This window comes from Lacinutrix sp. Hel_I_90 (genome assembly GCF_000934685.1).
Taxonomy (GTDB): Bacteria; Bacteroidota; Bacteroidia; order Flavobacteriales; family Flavobacteriaceae; genus Lacinutrix.
The window spans coordinates 686,963-711,766 of the sequence record NZ_JYNQ01000001.1 but is presented as its reverse complement, the minus strand read 5'-3'; the positions used below and the strand labels follow the sequence as shown (position 1 = coordinate 711,766).

Annotated in this window: 19 protein-coding genes; 13 read left to right on the top strand and 6 right to left on the bottom strand. The window is 34.5% G+C overall.

All coding sequences use genetic code 11. The features are described from left to right. Positions 1-49: 49 nt before the first annotated feature. Positions 50-1,408, bottom strand: coding sequence for a DEAD/DEAH box helicase (locus GQ46_RS03080; RefSeq protein WP_044398287.1), 1,359 nt, complete (start codon positions 1,406-1,408; stop codon positions 50-52). A 122-nt stretch (positions 1,409-1,530) separates the two neighbouring features. Then, positions 1,531-5,070 (bottom strand): TraB/GumN family protein, encoded by a 3,540-nt coding sequence (locus tag GQ46_RS03075; protein WP_044398285.1) that lies wholly within the window; start codon positions 5,068-5,070, stop codon positions 1,531-1,533. A 91-nt stretch (positions 5,071-5,161) separates the two neighbouring features. Here GQ46_RS03075 and GQ46_RS03070 point away from each other — a divergent pair, with 91 nt between their 5' ends. The 5 genes from GQ46_RS03070 to ade all read left to right on the top strand — a co-directional run bounded on the left by GQ46_RS03070 (position 5,162) and on the right by ade (position 12,835). Further along, positions 5,162-6,478: an anthranilate synthase component I family protein gene (locus GQ46_RS03070; protein WP_044398283.1), complete on the top strand. Its 1,317-nt coding sequence runs from the start codon at positions 5,162-5,164 to the stop codon at positions 6,476-6,478. A 52-nt stretch (positions 6,479-6,530) separates the two neighbouring features. Next, the gene (locus tag GQ46_RS03065; protein WP_044398280.1) at positions 6,531-7,349 is read left to right on the top strand and encodes an alpha/beta hydrolase; all 819 of its coding nucleotides are present in this window, start codon (positions 6,531-6,533) and stop codon (positions 7,347-7,349) included. A 9-nt stretch (positions 7,350-7,358) separates the two neighbouring features. Then, a complete protein-coding gene (gene tilS, locus GQ46_RS03060; RefSeq protein ID WP_044398278.1) occupies positions 7,359-8,672 on the top strand; it encodes a tRNA lysidine(34) synthetase TilS in 1,314 nt (437 codons plus the stop codon). Continuing rightward, a complete protein-coding gene (locus tag GQ46_RS03055) occupies positions 8,672-11,056 on the top strand; it encodes a protein-disulfide reductase DsbD (protein WP_082041697.1) in 2,385 nt (794 codons plus the stop codon). The genes tilS and GQ46_RS03055 overlap by 1 nt, the downstream gene beginning before the upstream one ends. A 156-nt stretch (positions 11,057-11,212) precedes the next feature. After that, the gene (ade, locus tag GQ46_RS03050; RefSeq protein WP_044398275.1) at positions 11,213-12,835 is read left to right on the top strand and encodes an adenine deaminase; all 1,623 of its coding nucleotides are present in this window, start codon (positions 11,213-11,215) and stop codon (positions 12,833-12,835) included. Positions 12,836-12,850: 15 nt separating this feature from the next. Here the strand turns inward: ade and GQ46_RS03045 are convergent, their stop codons facing one another. The 4 genes from GQ46_RS03045 to GQ46_RS03030 form a co-directional block, all read right to left on the bottom strand. Then, on the bottom strand, positions 12,851-13,990 hold the full coding sequence (locus GQ46_RS03045; protein WP_044398273.1) for a sodium:calcium antiporter: 1,140 nt from the start codon (positions 13,988-13,990) through the stop codon (positions 12,851-12,853). Positions 13,991-14,180: 190 nt separating this feature from the next. Further along, positions 14,181-14,555: a hypothetical protein gene (locus GQ46_RS03040; protein WP_044398271.1), complete on the bottom strand. Its 375-nt coding sequence runs from the start codon at positions 14,553-14,555 to the stop codon at positions 14,181-14,183. A 29-nt stretch (positions 14,556-14,584) separates the two neighbouring features. Further along, positions 14,585-15,538: a hypothetical protein gene (locus tag GQ46_RS03035; RefSeq protein ID WP_044398269.1), complete on the bottom strand. Its 954-nt coding sequence runs from the start codon at positions 15,536-15,538 to the stop codon at positions 14,585-14,587. 277 nt (positions 15,539-15,815) lie between these two features. After that, positions 15,816-16,460, bottom strand: coding sequence for a response regulator transcription factor (locus GQ46_RS03030; protein ID WP_044398268.1), 645 nt, complete (start codon positions 16,458-16,460; stop codon positions 15,816-15,818). Between the two features lie 182 nt (positions 16,461-16,642). Between GQ46_RS03030 and GQ46_RS03025 the strand changes: the two genes are divergently transcribed. The 8 genes from GQ46_RS03025 to GQ46_RS02995 all read left to right on the top strand — a co-directional run bounded on the left by GQ46_RS03025 (position 16,643) and on the right by GQ46_RS02995 (position 24,804). Further along, positions 16,643-17,425: an AraC family transcriptional regulator gene (locus GQ46_RS03025; protein ID WP_044398266.1), complete on the top strand. Its 783-nt coding sequence runs from the start codon at positions 16,643-16,645 to the stop codon at positions 17,423-17,425. Between the two features lie 114 nt (positions 17,426-17,539). Next, positions 17,540-18,853 carry a S8 family serine peptidase gene (locus GQ46_RS03020; protein WP_044398265.1) on the top strand — a complete coding sequence of 438 codons (1,314 nt, stop codon included), beginning with the start codon at positions 17,540-17,542 and terminating at the stop codon, positions 18,851-18,853. 10 nt (positions 18,854-18,863) lie between these two features. Continuing rightward, positions 18,864-20,000 (top strand): hypothetical protein, encoded by a 1,137-nt coding sequence (locus tag GQ46_RS03015; protein ID WP_044398263.1) that lies wholly within the window; start codon positions 18,864-18,866, stop codon positions 19,998-20,000. A gap of 4 nt (positions 20,001-20,004) precedes the next feature. Then, positions 20,005-20,997, top strand: a complete 993-nt coding sequence (locus GQ46_RS03010) for a hypothetical protein (RefSeq protein ID WP_052503386.1) — start codon at positions 20,005-20,007, stop codon at positions 20,995-20,997. A 19-nt stretch (positions 20,998-21,016) separates the two neighbouring features. Continuing rightward, entirely contained in the window at positions 21,017-22,087 is a 1,071-nt protein-coding gene (locus GQ46_RS03005) for a hypothetical protein (RefSeq protein ID WP_044398261.1), read from the top strand. An 18-nt stretch (positions 22,088-22,105) separates the two neighbouring features. After that, entirely contained in the window at positions 22,106-24,388 is a 2,283-nt protein-coding gene (locus GQ46_RS03000; RefSeq protein WP_044398259.1) for a hypothetical protein, read from the top strand. A 4-nt stretch (positions 24,389-24,392) separates the two neighbouring features. Further along, on the top strand, positions 24,393-24,542 hold the full coding sequence (locus GQ46_RS17530) for a hypothetical protein (protein WP_156133082.1): 150 nt from the start codon (positions 24,393-24,395) through the stop codon (positions 24,540-24,542). A 1-nt stretch (position 24,543) separates the two neighbouring features. Then, positions 24,544-24,804: a hypothetical protein gene (locus GQ46_RS02995; RefSeq protein WP_044398256.1), complete on the top strand. Its 261-nt coding sequence runs from the start codon at positions 24,544-24,546 to the stop codon at positions 24,802-24,804.

Sequence of the window (24,804 nt, the reverse complement as noted above, 5' to 3'; positions counted from 1 at the left end):
AATCTACCGATATTATGCGTAAAAAGTTTAAATACTGGTAGTTATAAGCTTACTTTTTCTTATTTCTTTTATTATAATTCTTGTCACCTTTGGTTTTTGGCTTTTTATATTTAGCCGCAATTTTAAATTTATAAGAGCCCCCTAAATTTTCTTTTGAGTTTTTTTCTGATCGCTCATGAAAAGCAGCACCAGGCTCGTCATCATTTTTTATTCTCTTGTGTGGGTTGTTTCGCTCTCTAATGACTTCACGTTCTTCTTCAATCAATTCTTTCGAAACTTCAACAGATGAGGGGAAATCGAGTAACGGAATTTTCATATCCATTAATGATTCTATGTCTTCTAAAGCCTGTTGTTCTTTTTCAGTAGATAGTACCAAGGCACGACCTTCTCGTTCTGCACGACCTGTTCTACCAATACGGTGCATGTAATTTTCTGGATAGTCTGGTGTGTCAAAATTAATAACGTGCGATACATTATCAATATCTAGTCCACGAGCCATAACATCTGTAGCCACAAGGATTCTATTAAAGCCTTCGCGAAATTGTTCGATACTACGCAATCTATAATTTTGAGTTTTATTAGAGTGAATAACGCAGAGTTCTTCTTTAAATTCTTCCTCTAAAGCTTCAAATAGACGATCGGCCATTTTTTTATAAGCGACGAAAATCAACACTTTATTGTATGTTTCTTCGTCTTGAAGAATGTATTTTAATAAGTTTAGTTTCGTGTAAAAGTTTGGTGCATCATAACGTTCTTGCTTAATGTTTTCTAAAGGTGTCCCAGAAGTTGCAATCGATACTTTTTCTGGTGCGATAAAGAAATCATCTATTAAATACGCCACATCTTTAGTCATCGTTGCAGAGAACATAATATTTTGGCGACGTTCTGGCAGGATATCAAAAATATTAATAAGTTGATGTCTAAAGCCTAAATCTAGCATAACATCTACTTCATCGATAACCAGCTTTTGAATCGCTTTTAGTTGTAACACGCGGCTCAAAGCCAAATCGTATAAACGACCCGGTGTGGCCACTAAAATATCGACACCATTGGCAATAGCCTGTTTTTGTGTATTAATATTTGTGCCACCATAAACCCCTAATACACGGTTATTAATATACTTTGAGAGCTTTTCGATCTCATCAACCACTTGTACCACTAATTCACGGGTGGGTACTAAAACCAAGACCCGTGGGTTTTCCTGTTTAGAAAACGGTAAGTGTTTTAAAATAGGAAGCATATAGGCAAAGGTTTTTCCCGTGCCGGTTTGTGCAATACCAACCATATCCTTACCGCTGGCAACAACGCTAAACGCTTCGGCTTGAATAGGAGTAGGTGTTGTAAACCCTAAGTCGTCAAGCGCATTATATAATGGTGTGTTTAAATTTAAGTCTCTAAAATGAGCCATAACAAATTTTAATTTAGGCTTTAGTTTTGAATGCGAATTAAATCTGATTTATTTCATAAAAGAATAGATATCAGGTTAAAAATCACTGTGCCAATTTTCATGCAAAGGTAAATTTAAAAAACTTAATTCACTGTGTTTTCGTCTTTAAGTGCTACTAATTCTTTTGCCTGTGCTTTCCAATCCGTATTAACAACATCCCAATCACAGACTACTTTATATAAATTTAATTCATGCGCTTGTGTGACTTTGTAATCCACTCTAACTAAGGCCAGATAAGAAGTGTTATCTGCTAAATTTTCATACTCATACTTCAACTCATAAGCATAATACAGTACAGAATCTATTGTGAGTTTTCCTAAAAGAACTCTTTTGTCTGGGTATTCTTCTATAGCTTCTAAATATTGTTTTAGGGATACTCTGGAAAACTCATTTTCATCATAAAATTTCTCTGAAACTTCATTCAATCTATTTGCTTGATGGTAAGCTTTCATCAAATCAAACCTTGTATCTACGCTATCTAACAGAGTGTTTTTTAATTTTCCAGAAAGTTTTAAATGATGTAATACTCTTGTTTCTGCTGTTTTCAATGTCATCCATTTATTCGCATTTAATTTTAGCAATACTTTCGTAAAGTCAGCAATAGTTTTAACGTTTGTTGCTTTAGGAATTTCTTTAAAATATTCGAGATAACTATAGATTAATGAATGCTCACTATAATTGTACTCATCACTGTTTTTTTGTAATTGTATGTAGGATTGAAGATCGGTTTTTGAATCCTTGGTTATTTCATTAAAATAAGTAATAATATCATTTTTATGAGCCGTTTTTAGTATATACTGCGATAGGTCTAGTATTTGCTTGCGATATCTTTTAGACGTATTCAGTTCTGTTAAGGCTTTATAGTTTTCAATAGCCATTGGAATAGAATCGAAAAATGGAGAAAATGTGCTATAATTATAGTAGCTATCTTCTGCCTTTGGAGGATCGCTAAATAATAGTTTTTTGTAAACTTCTAAACTGTTTTTGTCTTTTAAATTTGGTATATTTTGAATGATGTTGCGTTTGGTTTCCTCATCTACACTATAATTAGTATAAATGTTTTCAAGAAGGGGAAGTGTATCAGTAGTGTCAATTCTAATTAACTCATTAACGATATTCTTAATGACAGTGATTCTATTTTCTTCTGAAGCATAGGTTTCATCTATAGCTTTGTAAAGCTGGCTGACGTCGTTTGGGTCAAATTCATAATAATTAAAAGCACCTATGGCCTGTTTAAAAATAATAGAATCCTTTGTTTTAAGGTCCTTTAATAAGCGCGTTGTTTTAGAACTGTAATAATCGAATTTTTTTGTATTGTCTTTAGGGGTATATCCATAAAGAATCTCATTAGTTAATTCACTATTAATGTTTTCTTTAGCGGCAAATACTCCTGTATAAAAAAAAGTATCATGGTCTAACCAAAGGAGATATTTGCTTAAAATACTGTCTTGGGTAGACATAATTGTAAATTCTATGCCATCACTATGCTTTACATTAATTTTTTTATAATCAATTATTGTATCTGTCCATTGCGTAAGTTCCTTTTTATATAAATCGTAAAAGTTATGTAGTGTATCAATTTTAAAATAAGGTTTCAATTTTGAATAACCAAACAAGTACACATCGCCTGTTGATTCATTTTTTGTGTAATGATCTACGGAATTATAAGTGTATTCATCACTGTTATCATAGTTCTCATCTCTTAAAGTACGGGTGTTTTTGAAACTCTTAAACACGAAATCTTCCTTTTCTTGTAAAACAACTTCCTCTTTAAGAAAATCCTTGAATTCAAAACTTTTTAAAAATTTATTATCAGGGTTTGTTTTTTCTCCCGTATCTATTTTTTGAGACAATAATAGATACGTTCTATTTCCTCTAAAAAAAACCTTACAGATACTATGATATAGACCACTAATAAGTAGCTCATATTGTTTGCCAATATAGCCTTCGTGGTAAATAGTTTTTGGTTTACCTATTAATTCTGCTTTACTAGTAAAACTCTCAGACATAGATGCGAAAGCAGCATCCAAATCATTTAGATAATACCCATTTGGTATATCATTATAGCGCATGAGGTACTTTGATCTGTTTTCTGGGTCATACGCCGTATACATTTTAAGGTAATACGGTTCTTCGGCATCTTCATAAGGACTATCAACTTCTTTAGACTTATCTATAGGAGTGTCAGGAAAATCTACAGAAAAGGCACCTTGTCCACTTTCAAAACGCAACCATTTCTTTTTAGTTAAAGGTTCTGGATTGTGAAGTTTGATAGAATTAAAAAACCGTACAGCATTTTCTGAATTTAATTTTTCGATTTTATCTAATACTATAAACTGGTAAAATATCCCGTTCTTGAAGGTGAAAACAAATTTTAATCCCGTTAGGTTAGGATCAGATACCTCTTTCATTTTTAGAATAACTTCGTAACTTTCTACTCCATCAATTGTTATTAATCTTTCTGTTAATACTTCTGCATTGTATCGCTCTGCGGAATTGTCTATGATTCTTTTAAAAAGTATGTCTTTGGTTAATTCTTTCTGTAATCTAAAATCTAAAGCAAAAAAGGAATAATTAGTTTTGGTTGTTAAGTCCGTAAAAACATAAATTTTCAAATTTTTATTTGTCGATTCTAAGCCACTAATTCCAGGGGTCTCAACAGTAAAGCCTAAATCTGTATCTGTAAAAGAATGCCATTTCATTTTACTGTTGTCTATATTATATGTTTTTGAAACACCTGTAAAATTAGCTTCTACAGGTGTTACAGTATAGCCTTTATCACGTAACATTTTAATTAATCCAACCTTACCGGGTAAATGTGCGGCTCCAACAGCAGAAAACACAGAACTGTCTTTCATTTCTTTAATAATACTATTGGTCATGACTATATTTCGTTCTTCCATCTCTTTACCATAACCATTGTAAGGCATAACCATGGTATTAATAGCATTTATATCGCCAGTGATATACACTTTTTTTAGGGCTTCTATTTCAGATAGATAAGTGGATGTATCGTAATGTAATGCCTCCAATAACATCTCACGCTGCCTATCTTCAGTAGCATTTTCAAAATAATTTATTTGTGAATCGATGTCTTCAAGTCCTATTATGTCCTTCTGCATTGTTTTTGCATGTCCCAGCAAATGCATGTCAACAAAAGTTGCTTTATCAGATGCTTTATCATCATCAGGGCTAAGCATCGATATTAATATGTTCGGATCTTTAATCGCTGAAGTTTCAATATCGTAGCCATTAACTTCCTTAAATCGCTTGGCTATTTTAGTGTAATTTTCAGTATTTAACAGTTTCTTAAATTGTAGATAAGCCTTTGTTTTTGTAGGCTTACTAAATAATTTAATCATTAATGAGTCTGGCTGAATTTCTAAAGCAAATTTTTCAGTATTTTCAATGGCGGGCAAAACCGCATCGCTAAAATCAAAAACACGTGCATCGTCAACGTGCATGGTGCCAAATAAATAAGAAGGTTTAAGCTGTTCTTTTCCTTCAATTTTCCACAACAAACTATAATTGGAGCGGTCTTGTGCATTTAGTTTAAAAGTGATAAAAAGAACTAAAGTGAGTATAAAAGTCTGCTTCTTAAGCATAGGTAAGTTTAGAGCCATAAGATTGGGGGTTGTGAAATGTTTCACGTATTAAATAGCTAAAATAATGAGATTCTTCATAAATTTGGACACTTTCAATAATTACTTTTAATTGAGAACACAGCAAACGCATATTTTAAAAAACAGTAAGAGCTTCAAGCAAAGTCTTTTAGCTTGGGCACAACAATTTGATGATGTGGCCTGGTTAGACTCTAATAATTATGCTCAAAATTACTCGAGCTATGATGCCGTTTTAGCTGTCGATGCGCTTACAGCCATAGAAACGGATTATTTTGAAGCTTTTAATAAATTAAAAGAATACCAAACACGTACTAAAGACTGGATTTTTGGTTACTTAACCTATGATTTAAAAAATGATGTTGAGGCTTTAGAATCACATAATTTTGACGGTTTGCATTTTCCAGATTTGTATTTCTTTCAACCTAAAAAGATTTTTTTAATTAAAGGCAATCAGGTTGAAATCTTGTATTTAAATGGTGTTGCAGATGAATTAGAAGGTGATTTAAAAAGTATTAAAAAATTTGAGTCTAATAGTCTTAATAACGACCAAAATTTTGAGAGAAAGGCTGTAGACAATCCTATAAAAATAAAGCTAAGAATTCATAAAGATCAGTATTTTGAAAAAGTGAATGCCATGCTGGCTAACATTCATAGAGGTGATATTTATGAAGCTAATTTTTGTCAGGAATTTTATGCTGAAAATACAACCATAGACCCTCTTGAAACATACAACAAACTCAATACAATTTCTAATACGCCCTTCGCCACATTTTTAAAAATAAGGGATAAATACTTACTATCTGCTTCGCCAGAACGATATATTAGAAAAGAGGGTACAAAAATTATTTCTCAACCTATAAAAGGGACAGCAAAACGTGAGACCGATAGTATTTTGGATAATTTGTTAAAACATGAATTGGCTTTTGATGAAAAAGAGCGTAGTGAAAACGTTATGATTGTTGATTTGGTGAGAAACGACCTGTCTCACACAGCTAAAAAAGGTAGTGTGACTGTTGAAGAACTTTGTAGCGTTTATACTTTCAACCAGGTACATCAAATGATTTCTACTGTCGTTTCAGAAGTGGAAGAAACCATTAATCCTATAGATATCATTAAAACCACATTTCCAATGGGAAGTATGACTGGTGCACCAAAAATTTCAGCCATGCAGATTATTGAAGCACTTGAGGAAACCAAACGTGGTCTCTATTCTGGAGCCGTTGGCTACATTTCTCCTGATAATAATTTTGATTTTAATGTGGTGATTAGAAGTATCTTGTATAACGAAAATGAAAAATATGTATCTTATTCAGTAGGTGGCGCCATTACGTCTAAAAGTGATCCCTTAAAAGAATATGAAGAATGTTTGGTTAAAGCCAAAGCCATGCGAGAGGTTTTGGAGAGTTAATAAGGTTTTGATTACATGGTAAAAGAAAAAGGCAGAAGATAAAAAAGTAACTATGAAAAACACATTCACTTTTAGTATTAGAAATGTAGAGTTATTTGGTCAATACTGGACTCCAGAAACGGCAAAAGGCGTCGTTGTTTTGGTGCATGGTATGGGCGAACACTCTGGCCGCTATGAGGATTCTGTCGTGCCTCATTTATTAAAAAATAACTATGCTGTTGTGGCTTATGATCAATTTGGTCATGGACAATCTCATGGTAAGCGAGGGCATTGCCCCAGCTATGAAGCACTTTTAGAAAGCTTTGAATACGTTATAAATAGAGCTAAATTATTGTTTTCTGATGTGCCAGCATTTCTTTATGGGCATAGTTTAGGTGGTAACGTTGTAATTAATTATGCGATAAGAAAACAACCAGAAGTAAAAGGAATTGTAGCTACAAGTCCGTTTCTACGTTTAGCATTCCAACCACCAAAATGGAAAGTGGCTCTGGGTAAATTAATGCTAAAAATACTACCTTCGATTACTTTACCTAGTGAAATTGAAGAAGCTGCAATTTCAAGTATTCCAAACGAAGTAAAGCGGTATCAAGAAGATCCTTTAATTCACGATAAAATAAGCCCAATGTATCTGTTTCCAGTTATGGAAGCCGGTAAATATGCCATACACAATGCACATAAAATAATGATTCCTACCTTGCTATTTCATGGAAAAGCAGATAGAATTATTGATTACAAAGGTTCTGTAGAGTTTCAAAATAATGCAAAATTGGGGGAAGTACAATTATTTGAAAATGGCTATCACGAATTGCATCACGATATTTATAAAGAAGAAATGCTCCAATCGGTAGTAAAATGGCTAGACAATCTTTAAATTTGCGACATGCAGGACGCTTTTAAAAAACAGATAAATACTAATTTACCATTTTTAAACAAGAGCAGATTGCTTATTGCTATTTCTGGCGGATTGGATAGCGTGGTGTTAGCACAGCTTTGCCATAACGCTAATTTGGATTTTGCTCTGGCGCATTGCAATTTTAATTTAAGAGGAAGTGAAAGCGATGCCGATGAAGCCTTCGTTTTAGACTTAGCTGAAGATTTGGATAGAGAAATCTTTATTCAACATTTTGAGACGGAAAGGTATGCAGAAACGCATAAATTATCCATTCAAATGGCAGCGCGTGAATTGCGATACGAGTGGTTTTATGATTTGGCAGAACAACTCAAATTTGATTACATTCTCACAGCACATCACGCAGATGATAATTTAGAAACCTTACTCATTAACCTAACGCGCGGTACGGGTATCGATGGTTTAACAGGTATCCCAGAGATTAATGGTAAAATTGCACGTCCCTTATTAAAATTTTCTAGAGAAACTTTAGCGTCTTACGCTAAAACCAAACATCTAAAATGGCGTGAAGACAGTAGTAATGCCTCCACTAAATATTTACGTAATAAACTCCGGCATGATGTGATTCCGTTGTTAAAGGAAATCAATCCGAAATTACTCCAAAACATAGACCATACTATTAGTCACCTCAATGATACTGCAGATATTGTTGAAGAGAGTGTGGGTGCAGTTTTAAAACGCGCCATAAAAAGTATGGATGAACACGCGGTAGTGTATGGCGTTCAGGAATTTATAAAACTGAATAACCCTAAAGCCTATTTGTTTGAAGTTTTTAAAAACTATGGATTCTCAGAATGGAATGATATCGAAAACTTATTAAAAGCCCAAAGCGGAAAACAGGTCTTTTCTGCCACTCACAAATTACTAAAAAACAGAGAAACCTTAATTTTAACAGCATTAGTTTCTGAAGCACCTCAGGACGCTATTGTCATTACTTCCGAAGACAAAACAGTAGAAACCACACAAGGGGTTTTAGTTATTGAAGCGGTTGAAACACTCTCGGAACAATCAAAAAATGTAGTCTACGTCGATGCCCAAAAGTTAAAATTTCCTTTAATAGTAAGACATTGGAAAAAAGGTGACTATTTTTGTCCGTTAGGCATGCAAGGCAAGAAGAAACTGAGTAAGTTCTTTAAGGACGAAAAACTATCTTTGTTAGATAAAGAAAAATGTCTGTTATTGTGTTCGCAAGAGGACATCGTTTGGGTTATTAATTATCGGGCAGACGACCGTTTTAAAGTAACCAAGCAAACCCATAAAATGTTAAAAATTAGTATTCAGTAATGAAGTATATCCTAACCTTAGTATTCGTTTTATTTTCTATCAGTTCAATTTCAGCACAAGTTTTAGAGCCTGTAAAATGGAATGTAGCTGTTGAAAAACTGTCTGATACAGAATACAATCTGATTTATACTGCCGATATAAAAGAACATTGGCATTTATATTCCCAAAACTTACCAGAAGGAGGTGCAATTCCAACTGAATTTATCTATGAGTCTTTATTAGAAAGCAACGATTTTAAATTAATAGGTAAAGCAAAAGAGAGTAAGAGTATTACCGAGTATGACATGGTGTTTCAAATGGATCTTACCTATTTTGACAGTGCAGCCACCTTTACCCAAAAAATTGAGCTTTTAAATAGAAGCATCACAGCTATTGAAGCAGAAATTTCTTATCAGGCCTGTGATGATAAAAAGTGTATTTTCGAGAGTGAATTGGTAACGTTTAATTTACCCGCGACGGCTCCTAAAAAACAATCTAACATTATAGATCCTGTAAAATGGACCTCTGAAGCTAAGAAAATTTCGGACACAGAATATGAAATTATTTACACGGGATTAATAGAGGATCATTGGCATTTTTACTCGCAAATAGAAGGAGAAGAGGTGGGGCCAATTCCTACAGCATTTACGTTTAAAGATTCTGAAGATTATGAACTTATAGGCAGTACTTCTGAGTCTAAAACAACCACCGTTTTTGAGCAGGCGTTTCAAATGGAAGTGAGGTATTTTGAAGACCAAGCTATTTTTAAACAACGGTTTAAAATTTTAAATCCGGAATTAAAGAATATTACTGCAGAAGTGTTCTATCAAGCCTGTGATGATGAAAAGTGTTTAGCACCAACAACCTTTGAATTTAATACGTCTTTAGACGGAAAAGCAGAACGCACAGAAATTATTGGTTTAGACGCAGAGAGTCAGGAAAAATCGGAAGCTTTAACCCTTGGCGTCACTGGATGGGATAATTATAAAAAGGAAGATGTTGCTAAGAAAAGTAATTTCACCATTTTCTTTTTAGGCTTTTTAGGAGGCTTAATCGCCTTGTTAACACCTTGTGTGTTTCCTATGATTCCATTAACAGTGTCGTTTTTTACTAAAAGTGCTAGCGATTCTAAAAAAGGCTTAGCCAATTCAATTCTCTATGGCTTCTTTATCTTTTTAATCTACGTTTTACTAAGCATACCCTTCCACGTTTTAGATTCTTTAGATCCAGAAATTCTAAACAATATCTCAACGAATGTCACTTTGAATATTATTTTCTTTGTTATTTTCATCGCCTTTGCCTTTTCGTTTTTTGGGTATTTCGAGCTTACCTTACCGCACTCCTGGAGTGCCGCTTTAGATAATAAAGCAAACAGTATTGGTGGTATTATAGGAATCTTTTTTATGGCAATGACGCTAGCTATTGTGTCGTTTTCTTGTACTGGGCCCATTTTAGGAACCCTATTAGGAAGCTCCCTAACTAGCGATGGTGGTGCGATGCAGTTAACGGCAGGAATGAGTGGCTTTGGTTTAGCACTGGCGTTACCCTTTACACTATTTGCGATGTTTCCAAAATGGTTAAATTCACTGCCAAAATCTGGGGGTTGGTTAAATACAGTAAAAGTAGTACTCGGTTTTATTGAGATTGCACTGGCTTTAAAATTCTTATCGAATGCCGACTTAGTAAAGCATTGGGGTATTTTGCCAAGAGAAGTCTTTATTGGACTGTGGATCATCATAGGAATCGGTTTATTGCTTTATTTATTAGGGAAAATCAAGTTTCCTCACGATGGGCCTTTCAAAAAAATAAGCTTTAGTAAAGGCGCATTTATCTTTTTGGTTTTTGCCTTTGTGGTGTATTTAATTCCAGGATTAACCAATACAAAGTATGCGAATTTGAAACTGTTGAGTGGTTTTCCACCACCCTTACCTTATAGTTTATATGAAAAGGATTCAGAATGTCCGCTAGGTCTAAACTGTTATAAGGATTTAGAGGAAGGTATTGCTGCTGCAAAAGAACAAAATAAACCTATTATGCTCGATTTTACGGGATATGCTTGTGTGAATTGCAGAAAGATGGAAGAGCAGGTTTGGAGTCAAGATAAAATCTATCAAGTTTTAAATGAAAACTATATTATTATCTCATTGTATGTAGATGATAGAAAAGAATTGCCCGAAACAGAGCAATTCAAATATTTAAAAGCGAATGGTTTAGTTAAGAAAATTAAAACTATTGGCGATAAATGGGCAACCTTACAAACGGTGAATTTCCAGAATAATTCGCAACCCTTTTATGTATTATTAAATCATGATATGGAATTGCTAAACCATACCGCAGCTTACACTCCAAATGAAGACGAGTATTTAGAGTGGTTGAAAAAAGGGTTGGAGCATTTTAAGAAGTAAAAATCAACGAATGATCCCCTTAAAATTGAAGACAAAAACGATGTCATTCAAAACGAAGTGGCACCCTTATAATAAAATATTTCGATGTTAACTTCATGATAAGGTGCACTAAAACTAATAATTAATGTCACACTGAGCTTGTCGAAGTGTAATGATATGAAAATCCAAGGCCAAATAGTAGACATACCAAACCAAAGAATATACAAAGGCGAATTAACCATTGCAAATGGTAAAATACAAGCTATTGTTGAAAAAGACCACGAGGTCACGCATTACATTTTGCCAGGTTTTGTAGATGCGCATATCCATATAGAAAGCTCCATGCTCGTACCAAGTGAATTTGCGAAATTAGCGGTGACTCATGGTACGGTTGCGACGGTTTCAGATCCGCACGAAATAGCCAATGTTCTCGGTGTAAAGGGGGTGGAGTTCATGATTGAAAATGGTAAACAAACACCCTTTAAATTCAATTTTGGTGCCCCTTCCTGTGTGCCAGCGACTAGCTTTGAATCAGCAGGAGCTGTCATTGATTCTGATGACATTAAAACCTTAATGGCAAATCCAGATATTAAATATCTGGCGGAGATGATGAATTATCCAGGGGTATTGTTTGATGACGAAGAAGTACTTAAAAAAATAGCATGGGCGAAACAGTATAATAAGCCCGTTGATGGTCATGCACCAGGTTTACGTGGTGCCGATATCACAAAGTACATAGCCGCTGGAATTTCTACAGATCACGAATGCTTTACTTATGAAGAAGCCTTAGAGAAACTTCAAAAAGGAATGAAAGTCATTATTCGCGAAGGTAGTGCAGCCAAAAATTTTGAAGCACTTATAGATTTACTACCAGAACATCACGAAAACATGATGTTTTGTAGTGACGATAAACACCCGGACGATTTGCTCATTGGTCACATTAATCAACTATGTGCGCGAGCAGTTTCAAAAGACATAGACATTTCTAAAATACTTCAAACAGCGTGCATCAATCCCGTGAAACATTATAATTTAGACGTTGGATTGTTGAACGTTGGTGATGCTGCGGACTTTATTATAGTCGAAGATTTAAAAGCCTTTAAAACCTTGCAAACGTATATTGATGGAACCTTGGTTTATGACTTCGGAATAGTAAACATGCCAGAGGTATCTTTCAAAAATCTTAATAATTTCAATTGCGATAAAAAAGACATTTCAGACTTTAGATTTGAATCTTCAGCTGAAAAAATAAGAGTTATTGAATGTCTTGATGGTGAATTGGTAACCAATGAAATTATTACCAACGCTTCCATTGAAAATGGAAACTTAGTTTCTAATACTGAAACCGATGTTCTTAAAATGGTAGTTGTTAACCGGTATAACAATGCACAGCCCGCGATTGCCTTCATCAAAAATTTCGGATTAAAAGAAGGTGCAATAGCTAGTTCTGTTGGTCATGATTCGCATAATATTATTGCCGTAGGAGTCAATGATGCTGCTATTTGTAAAGCGGTAAATGCTATTATCGCCGTTAAAGGAGGCATATGTGCAGTGAATACTTCCGAAGAAAAAACAGTACCATTACCTGTTGCTGGAATCATGAGCGATCAAGATGGTGAAACCATAGGTAGACAATATGCTGAATTGGATACCATGGCAAAACAATTGGGTTGTACGCTAAACGCCCCTTATATGTCGCTTTCTTTTATGGCCTTGTTGGTAATTCCGTCGCTTAAATTGAGTGACAAAGGTCTTTTTAATGGTCAAACATTTAAGTTTACTGCTTTAGAAATTGAATAAAGTAAGGACTAAACATTAAAAAAGTGTCGTAAACCAATTTGAAATAGCCGAGAGTACTTCAGAAACACTATTAATCACAGGAATATCATAGCGAATTCCTTTTCCTATAGAATATGCCACAAAAAGCACATACAAAAGGAGTAGCGCTCTCGCATGAATGCGTCTGATGCCTTTTTGAGCAAATACAAATATAAAAAACACGATTAAAGTCAAAATTAAAAGTAACACCCGCAGTTGACCAACATTTTCAACCGTTTCCGCATTCATTTCAATAGGGCCATAAATAAGCGTAAATAGAAAAAGCGGGAAGCCCAAAGCAAAACAAACATCAAAAATATTACTTCCTAAGGCATTGGCAACGGCATCATCATAATTACCTTTCATGGCATCCTTGTAAGACATAATAGTATCTGGAACACTGGTAGCCGCAGACGCTAATATTACAGACACAAAGTATATAGGCATATTAATGGCCTCACCAAAACTCTCACAAGCTTCTACAAGCCAAAAACAAGCCAAGCTAATAAAAAGTATGGATACAATTAATAAAAGGACTGCTTTTGGCCCATTAATTTTAGAATCCCCCAAGACCGTAGTCGATAAATCTCCTTTAAAAAAGGCCAACACCCGATCACCACCTTCCGCGGTTGCTTCATAATCATTTTCAACTTTACCAGGCCCTTTACTTAATAGCATGTATGCCACATAAACAAAATACAAACACATTAAAATTAAACCGTGCGTCCAATCTAAAGAGGTGCCAGTAATGACAAAAATTAAAGCCAGTTCAGCCAATATTAATGCGATACCATCTCGTAAAATAACTTTTAGCGACACTTCAATCTTAGAGCTGATGCCTTTACCAATGACTACTAAAATCACAACCGCAGGAATAATCATGGCATTAAAAACAGCACTTCCAGCCGTAGTGCCAATACCTCCAGCAAAGCCATCTTTATCTTTTAACACAAATAAAAAGAAGAGTGTGGTGAATAACTCTGGCAGACTACTTCCAACAGCATTAATAGTCGCCCCTTTAATGCCTTCTTTCATGTTGCGCCCCAAGTAATTGGAGGCCATTTCAAAACCATCACAGGCACGCCAAATGATAATACAGGTGATTAATATTAAACCTAAAGAAGAAATAATTGCCATAAATAACTATTTTGATTAACAAATCTAGAAATTTATAAATTAAATAGCGAGTTAAGGATTATTATATTTTTTTTATGAATTATTCAACGTCATGATCATATAAGAGGTGGAGCATAAGGTAAAAGCACTACTACTTTTTGAACATTAACTCCTGAGAGTCCTCAAGTTTTTGTGGCTTAAATGCTGTGAATTAAAAGGTTATCTTTTTAATTTCTCTAACATACCACATTAACTTTATCCTAGCCAGAAACAACCCGATGACCTTACCTAAAAGGGTCATCACAAGTATAAACACAAAGCCTTCCATAAGCGTTCTATAGGGGTGTTCTATAACGTGACCAAATCGCAAAACCAGGTAGAGTATTGACATTATAAAACTAGAAAACATAAATTGAAAACCTGTAGTGCAACCGCAAGCGTGATAGACTTTCTCAACTTTTTCTGACCAATACTGATTATAAGACGCCTTAAGGTTTGGGAAATTAAATGTGATGCGATCAAATGTCGAATTTGAAAGGAGTAACGAAAGCGCTTCTTTATTGGTAATGACGAGATTATTTTCCATTTTCTTGTTGATTAAAGAGTCATCTTATTTTAAATATACACACAGTGCTTACTCCAACGAATAACAGAAATTTGCCAGTTGGTTAGGGTCTGAGGGCTAGAACCTACTGTGGGAAACATTAAATTCGCGCGATTGTCTCTATGAAGTAGGATACAAGCATGGCCCATTTCGTGAGCAATCATGTTTGTAGAGGTACCGCTCTCTGTCATGATATAATTTGTAGAGGCAGCCATACTGCAGCCTCCTTTGCCATCGGGTGTTACATCGTCAACCACGAACACAATAATTTCAGCCCCATAACCTAAGACTCTGCGCCAACCATCTTCAAATTTGCAAAGTGATGTGGCAAGCTCATAAAAAGACCCTTGAATCCACCAGTCGCTAAAAAAGCCTTCAGCATTACAAGGATATTCTAAAGGATTATTCGGCGCGTTTATAGTAGAATTACAAGTACCGGTAAAAATTAAATTCACGTTACATAGCCTATCCATATGCTCAATAGCAGCGTCTAATTGAGGTTGTAGGTCTGCTTGGCTGGCAATAGGTTCCCCGTCGTGGGTAGGTATAATAAGACCAAAATACATTTTCTTTCGCGGTCGAATGCCTAATAGACTTCCAATAAAATCAAATAAGCCAACAATACGCCAAATTATTTCGGTGATCCAATTTAATAGGGTTCTAATGATACCTCCAATTATGGGGATGCTTAAAATAAGATTAACGACAAAAGCAATAACATCTAAAATTAAAGAAATAATTTCACAGATCACTCTAGTGACCCATTTGCCAACGATGACGACTACCCATTTTATGATTTTTACTAATAGAATTTCAATCCAGCAAAACCACTTATTGCAGCAGGCGCACCACCATTTACATCTTCTTCGACTACATCGTTCTTCTGCTCTTTCTTCCCACGTTTCAATAGGTTTTTGGATTTCTTCTTCGACCCATTCTTGTACTTCTCTACATACTCGTCCCATGATAAAAATGTTTTAGTTTAATAATTAATGGTACTAGATAAGTAAAGGTTAACATTGAAATTTGTTTTTAAAGACCTCATGACAAATCGTAATTTCCAAACAAAAAAGGGAAGCTTAAAGCCGTTTCCAGTATCGTTTAAGCTGTGTTGGGTATTCTTATTTATTAAACAGAAACTATTGATAACGCAAATAGGATGTAGTATAACACCTAACACGAATGCTCTTTATTTTAGTAGCTTCGAAGCAAACAGATGTAGAAGGCTATATTAGCGCCATCTTAAGGTTTGTGAATCTTATTTTTAATGGCATAAAGCACTAAGCCCGTTCTACTTCTTATTTTTAGTTTTTCAAATAAACAATCGCGATAACCATCAATTGTTTTTGGACTTCTACACATTTTTTTTGCGATCTGTTTATAGGTTAACTCCGAGCAAATATATTTTAAGAATTTTTTTTCTTGCTCTTTTAGTATTGTTCTTTTAGTACCAATAGCTTTTGTAAAAGAATTGACAAGGATATTAGAGACGCTACTGGTATGATAATAGCCATAAAGCATGACTTCTGTTAAGGCTGTTTCTAGGGTCTTGGTTTCAATTTCTTTAAACAAATAGCTTTTAATTCCCGATTGAAGCATGTCAATTATTGTGGATTCATTTTTTTCATCAGAGAGTGCTATTAAAGAAATAGAAGGATGTTGTTCCCGTATATATTTAACAATGTTAACGTTATAGGACACGGGTATAGGGAAATCAATCAATATTAAGTTGGGTAATGTTGATGAAAATTTCAGTTTATCTATAAGCTCTTTTTCGTTAGAGCAGGTATACATCACATTGAAATTTTTAAACGAATTTATTACGCCAGATAAGGCTTGAGAAAATAAGGTATGATTTTCAACGATAACAACAGAATACGAATCCATAAATAGATCTTAAATTAAAACAATTAATAAAACAAAGTGTTTAAGGAGACTTACTATGTCTTAAAATTAGTGTTTTCCCCCTAATAAAACAAGTTATTACACCATTAAAAACAGGTTATAACACTCTAATACAGGATGTTGATTATTCGTAGTTTTATTACAACGTATCAAGTTATTTTAAAATGGAAGGAGTTTTAATAAGGAAGCATTTGGTGTCAGACGCTACAGTAACGCGATTAACGCTGAGAACAGAATTTGTGGTGCTAGATATACTGCATATTGGCAGTATTCCATCCTGTCTAGAATCTTATATAACTAAAAATGACATCCAATACAAATCCTCTAGTATTCATAGAGACCAGACCGAAATGGATATTGTTTTGGTAAATAATGAAAGTTCTATTAATAATAAAATATTAAAGGCGCTTGATGAGCTTAACCTCATTGTAACCTATACAACTTCATTAAATATAAAAGCAGGGTCAGAGTTTATTCACTTTTCGCTCATTCCTATTTTATTAAAATATTTAGCCAAGATTAAAGGATCTATAAATGTGTTGAATAATAAGGTAAGCACAGATAGCGCGGATATATTTTTGAATAAAGTCACCAAAATTATAGATGAAAATATTGATAACGATACTTTAAACATGCAACAACTAAGCGAGTTGTTGTATATGAGCCGGAGCTCATTGAGTAAAAAGATAAAAAGGCATACCGGATTAAAACCAACAGCATTTATAAATAAATATAAATTAGAAAAGAGTAAACATTTACTCATCGTTACCAATTGGCAGATAAGTCGGATATCTGATGCGTTAGGGTTTAGTTCGCAACAGTATTACTGTCGCTTATTTAAAAAACATTTCCGTGATAATCCAACGCAATTTAGATTGTGCCATAAGGACCAATCGTATAAAGTTGACTCAATACCACAAAAACCATACACAATAATGCAAATCTAAAACCTAATAGATATCTAATTTTATAAAGATGAAATGAGTATAAAAGCATTATCACCAAAGAGAGTGATAAATAGCGAACAATAGGTGACCGTTGAAAATAAATTAATGTAACAGATGAAACCGCATCTTATAATAAAGCTAAATAATCAAGATGAAAACCCAAGGTATGACCATTGGGAGACCTTGATTAATGACAAAAGTAATTTAAGCAAAAGCTTTGTTCCAAATATAGATGCCATTATAAACAAGACCTATAAAATAGATTTTATAGCGTCTCAAAACTATAAATCAAAAAACAAAAAGTGGTCTCCAGAAGAAATAAGGTCGGGATTAGACAGAATTTACAGACTCATTCTTCTCACCAATAATACAACGATTCCTGAGCAGTTAATTGATGATATTTCCTTTTTACCTAATGTCGTTTATGTTAATGAAGGGCAAATTACAACCAGTGACATTCCAAGACAAGAATTAGCCGCCACTCAAAGTTTAAGCTCAAAATACAGCGATAACGCCATTTATTTAAAAGAGGGACATCTTTGGACAAAAGGACATCCAGAGATTAAAATCGCCATTTTAGATACCGGTATTGAAACCAGCCATTTTGAATTTGAAGTACAAGACAGTCAAAATCCAAAATTTAAAGACCACAAAGACTTTGTGAACATCATCGATGGCGCTCAACAGTTTGTTGGTGACTTTTTAGATATGGATGACATCCCAGACGACAAAGTTGGACATGGAACCCACGTCGCAGGAATTATTGGCTCTAAAGGCCATAAAATGCCCATTGGTGTGGCGCCCAATTGCACAATAATACCCATAAAAGTGCTGGGAGCACTAAATGCTAATGGTAAGGTAGTAGGAGCTGGACTCATAGACGATATCAACTCAGGGATTAAATATGCTGTAGATAAAGGAGCAGATGTGATTAATATGAGTTTAGGAATAAAGCATACAGGCGGAGGTTTACCACATAGGGATGTTATTAAATATGCCTTAGATAACGACGTTACCGTAGTCGCTGCTTCTGGAAACGATGGTAAAAAAGACAAATACTACCCGGGCGCTTTGGATTATGTGATTGCCGTAGGCGCATCAGACAATGTTGGTCACGTGGCTCCTTTTTCTACCTATGGCGGACACGTCTCAGTAACGGCACCAGGGGTCAATGTCTATAGCTCTTTCTTAAATAATGGGTATGCCTTGTCCTCTGGAACCTCTCAGGCGTCTCCCTATGTTAGTGGTACGGTAGCCTTATTAAAATCTTTTGCCCATCAAAAAGGGAAAAAAATAAAAAATGACTTAATACGAGACATCGTACAACGCACAACCGATAAATTTAGTAATCAATTTAAAGATGAAAAATCGGGATTTGGAAGAATCAATGTACTAGATGCATTAAAAATGTTAAACTATAACCTGTAAAAAATGTATTATGAATAAAAATGGAACATTATCAGAATCTAGGAGTAGTAAGCTTAAGCTACCAAGTATAAATAATCTAACGTACTACAATCAAATACCTAGAACCAGTGATTTACTAAAATCAAGCCAGTTTTCAATAGATGCTGCGGGCAGTTTATTAATTTCAAAATTCTTTATTTCTCCGGCAACAATGCGCTTTGACGATTTGGTTGAAGAATCATTATTTGAACTCAATAAAATAATAACGAACAAAATGAAGGTGCCTTCAAAAGAAGCATTTTTAAATAAATCTATTCAAGAACTTTTAGAAGAAGACGGCAGTCTTAGGACTAAAACAGATAACGAATTTAAACACTTTATTACCAGTCACGGCCATACGGGAGTGATGACCAAAGTAGCCTCAAGTATCAATAATTCTACAATAGATCAACTCTCGAGAGCCATTTTAACAGAGGAAGGAATTTTTCTGTTTCTAGCTTGTAGAGCCATTATTGGTTATGAAATTTTGGATTGCGAAGGGATTAGCGCAAACATGTTTGAGTCCTTAGACTTAGTAAAATCGTATGTAAACGTTCAATTGGTTGACAAAATCATCAAAAAAGAGAGTCTCGAAGTAAGCAAGAAAGAGGTGAAAATACTGAAAGACAAAATTGAGAATACACGCATTAGTTACTTTCCGGGAGTCCCAGAAAACACGATTGTAGAATTAATAGACGATTTAAAGTCAGGGGGAAAATTATATCAATTAGTCATGAACTTTCTAAATAGTGGTAAAGTGACTTTAGATAGAGCAACGAACAAAGAATCTTTAGCAAAAAAAATGGTGGATTACCTTTTAAAATTAGGGTATAATGAAGATTTTAATCACGAGGAAGAAGAGAGCACAACACAAGAAGAAAACCAATTAGTTCCAGATGAGTTTGAAGCTATAGAAGGGGTGGGGAGTGTTATTAAAAAAGAATTAATAGAAGTGGGGATCATGTCTTTTTCACATTTAGCTTCTTTTGATGAAACAAGCCTTAAAAAAAGATTGAAAAAAGTAAGAGCTAATATTAATTACGGTCAGATACTTGAACAGGCAAAATTTATTGCTAAAGGTCAATTTAGAGAACTACTGGCGTATCAAGATAAATTAAATAAAAGATAAAATTATGAGCACGGAAGCAATTTTATGGCACACGTTAAGTGAAGTTTTAGGTAGTTCTAGTGACGTTTCTAGAGACCCAGTAAAGAACGTTTACTATAATGAAGTTAATGACTTTGATCATGTTAATTCATTTCAATTTTTAGACCCACTTAATTTACCAGGAGGAACCATTAATGTGGTGAATATACAAAACGCAGCATCACTCTATGCTATTATGATTTTAGGTGATGAGATGGGCATTTTTAGAGTGGCAGATAGCATTTTAAAATATGTAACCATGGGTAGGGTTGATGTAGAATCTACAACAACAGCAACAAGACTCTATAATTACATGCAATTAAGAGATAACCGTACGTCTTTTGATGAACGCTCTATGTGGTATAAGCAAGTCTTTGATATTGGAAACGGGAATACGGTGTCAGATATGGTCACCAATGAAAACTTCTTGCCGCTTTGGGAAAATATGATGGGAGAAGTTATTAAATATATTGATAAATACGAAAGTGCAGACGACCCACTACGTGTTTCAAAATCTGGAATTCAACAAGTGATTACAGATCTGCAACACAACCTATCAAGAGCAGCCTCTGGTATGGTTAAGATATTCGTACCAGAGATGTATGCACATCTTGAGGATGCCATTCAAATTATTAATGCAGAAGAATTAAGAGATCAATTAGGTCACGGTATTTCAAGAGACCTCTGGAACATTGTAGAAAGCGTAAGTATGGAGGAGTTTAATTATTTCCCTAACACCTCTTCTTTAAGAACCATTGCCGATTCTGCTAGAAACATCATTTTAGATTTAGCCATCTACAACAAAGCAACATTTAGTGAGGATCAATTCCAAAAATTTGTAAGCAATGTTGAAACCTTTATTATCGCTCAACACCAGTTTCAAAAAAGTACTGAAAGTGGAGACGATGTCGGGCAAAACGGTGATTTTGAAGACACCGAAAAAGAATTTGAATCTATGGAAGAAAATTGGGATTTCTAAACACTAAAATATAAAATTCATGAATAATCCAAAACACATAAAAGAGGTAGCTCGTGATAAAGCTAGAGAAATCCTATCAGGGAACGACACCTTTAAAAACATGTCCATTGAGGACCAAAAAAGAATGTATGTTAATGTGGTAGAAGATCAAATAGATAAACTAAGAAAAAGCAATGGCCATTATCAAGACGACTTTTCTCAGGCTAAAGAGAACTTTCTTGAAAAAGCCACAAGACAGGCAAAAGCAAATCAAACCGCGAACAGGGCTTCTAATTTAATTGATGACTCGCGTCATGAAAAAGGCTTTGAAGAAGGGGTGGATGCTTTTGAAGATTTAGTAGATTCTGTAGATTTTCCAGCATTTGTAAGGGATTTACTTAAATCTGTTTTTGATGCCAACATTTCTGTTATGAAATCTCAAACCGATGATTACATTCGGTTAATGAAGGAAGCGACTTCAGGTTTAGCAAAATTTATTAAGCAAATCGATGACACCACAACCTTCGCTTACTTGGCAGAAAACAAACCAGACGAGTTTAATATTAGCATGGAAGAAGATCCCGAGGGTGGCGAGAAAATGAGTCTTACCGATCCTAAAGGAGAGGCTGTAGACATTGGTGATAATGAAGTTAAAGCCAAAATCATGGATGCCAAAATTAAAATGGCACAAGAGCATCGTGCGGCTTTGAGAGAAATGGTACTTATGGGCTTAACGCGTTTAGTGGTAGATAAAGGAGTGGTTGAAGCTGAGGTTAATTTCGAATTTAAAGGCCAACGTACTGGAGAGAAGAAAGACAAAGCCATAAACAAAACCACGTCTTCCACAGGAACCTCAGGAAGAGCAAGTACTGGTTTAATAGGTAAACTATTTGGAGGCGGCAGTGTAGGTAGCACTAGGAGTAGTCAAACCACGAAATTTAGCGTGTCTTCTGCAAAAAGTACTTCTGAAGATGAGCTGAAAGCAAAATTAAGAGGTTTTGTTAAAATAGAGTTTAAAACAGATTACTTTAAACTAGACAATTTTGCGCAAATGTACGCACCACCTTCAGCTGAAGAAAAACAAGCTGCTTTGCCTGCTGCAACGGCTTAATGATGAAAAAACGTAAAAATGGCATTAGCATTTTTAAAATTTCAAGGTAAAAATAATGGGAACTATACGTTTCAAGCAGATATAGGTACCGCTAAGTATTTTAAATATGTTACGGCATCAAAACAAAAAAAAATAAAAGTCGGAAAAAATGAATTCATTACAGTATTAGACGAAAATAAAAAAGTTTCAAAACTACTTCAGCTTAATGAAGCCATGCAGAAAATTAATAAAGGTAGTTTTCCTTTAACGATACCTGAAACCGAAATTGATGCTGATGCAAAATATGTGCAACTGTATAGCTTTTCAAATAGGCGAAGCAAAGCACCAACAATATCTAATATTATTAGGTTATATCCAATGGTAGGAAGAACCCATAATTTGACCTTTAGTAATTCAATTGAAACAACCATTAAAAACGAGTCTATCATGCAAGAAACGTTAGTTAGAAATAAAGCATTTAATTACCAAGAGCCTAAATTAAGCAAGGTGATGTTTTGGAATGCTATTATTAATGCATTACCAACTATAGTTGAACATGCGGCTCCTGTAATTGGGAGTCTGGTTGGCGGGTCAAATACTAATCAACCAGCAACAAATACCCAGAATAACACAGCAGAAAGCAACAAAACAAGTGAAGTGATAAGTAAGGTCGTTGAGGTTTTAGAAGCGATTTCAAATAATGCTAACCCAACGCCTGCTAATGCTACTTTAGCACCAGCCACAACAACAGAAACTAGTCAAACCTCACAACCAGCAACAAATGGAGCGGTACAACAACCAGCGCAATCCATAGCATCTAGTAGATTAAGCGTTACTTATAGTTTAGAACCAGAAACTGTAATTGGGTTAACGCCAATTTTAGAAAAATTATTTTCGCCAGAAGCCATTTTAGCAATTGGCGATGATCCACAAAAGTTATTTCTAGCCATTAAAGATGCCGTTCAAAAAACAGAAGGCACCAGTACCAGTAATGTTAATAATATAGCCGAAAAAGCACAGAATGGCATTGAAAAGAGCAAAGGGCAACAGTTTTCTGAAGCCAAAGTGGCTCCGGCATTATTAGCAGCATTGCCAGCATTAATGCCGGTAATTGAAAAAGCATTGGATCCCAAGTTAATAGAAGCCGTAGGTAACCAACCCGTAAAACTATTTAAAGCCATTGGAGATGCTGTCTTAAAAATGGATGAACAAGAAATCAAGCATTTAGAAGCGATAAACCCTGGAGTAGATACGGCTGATGATATTGCAAAAATGCTCATTGGGATGAGTATCAATTCATCAATGTATAAAGAAGATATTATAGAGTTTAAGCTATTAAAAAGTTTAAATCTAAATTTTAAAAATACCAAGACCGTTAATTTTAAAAATAAACAACGGGTGCTCTATGCTAAAAACCAACGTATCGCTATTCCTTTTGAAATTACAACCAGTAGTGGGCGGTTAAGTAAAATTCTAAAAAAATCAGTGATTCAAATCCTTATAAAAGATGCAGAAACGATGGCTTTGGTTTTCCGTAAAAACATTAAGTTGGTTAATGTCGATATAAGTATAGACGTTAATGAAGCCTATCTCACTGTAGAAGAAATTAAAGGAATCCCGTGTAATAAAGAACTAAAATTAGAAGTGTCTCATGTTTGGAAATCTAATGAGAATGAAAATATTGGTGTTTTTAAAAGCCATTACATTCATTTTATAGAGAGCTATATTTTTGACAGAATAGGAGAAGAAATTGGAGAACCTATACCATTAAATGATATAAATGTACATAGAAACTATTGGCATAAAATATGGGAAGGTGGTTTTTCTCAAAGTAACAGGTGGCATGTAGAATTTGATTTAAAATACTACTACTTATTAAACACGAAAGCGCAGGACCTTTCAAGACTTGAAACTAAAAAAAGAATTACAGAAGACAATGTAGAACCAGGCCAAGAGCATCCAGGCAGACGTAAAGTGAAAGCAAAATTAAAAAGCGGTACAGAGTTAGGAATGCATGCCATAAATGAGTTGCTGTCTTTGCTTAATCAACCCGTATTAGAGTCATCTATTCTTGAAGTATTAAGTAAAAGTGATATAGAAAAAGTATTCCAGCAAGTCTCGAGAATGAGATTAGAAATGAAAGGTCGCGAAGGGGACACAAGCACATTATGGTCGTATCCAGAAATGTCCTTGTATAAATTACACCTTTCTCAAATTGGGGATGTAGATGCCTATGGGCAGGTGGTTAGTTTAACCCCTATTGAAAAAGTCATTCCTAAACCAAATTTTATACATTTTATAGGAACAACATCAGAACGTTAATATTATGGAAACTAAATTACCAGATTTATCACAAATGTCCTCTAAAACATTAGAGTTGGAAACCGTTTTGGTCAACGGACAAAAATTGCTTTTTGATAAAAAAGTAAAATTAATGCCCGTAGACATAGAAAAACAAAAAGATAAAATAGATTAAAATGGACGATGAAGATTTTATAGCGTTGCATGAATTTATATTAGAAATGGCTAATGTCGATTTCTATCTAACCGAGCATTTTTTAGATGAAGAAATTGTATTAAAACCAAAAAAAATAGAGACCCAAACCCCCGTGCAATTAGCGATAGAGATTGACGAGAATAACGAAGTAAAAATTGGAGCCATTCCTCCAATGTATTATGTAGAAACCACATTTATGCCCGTTTTTCATAATATCAAATTAACTATAGAAACAGAATAA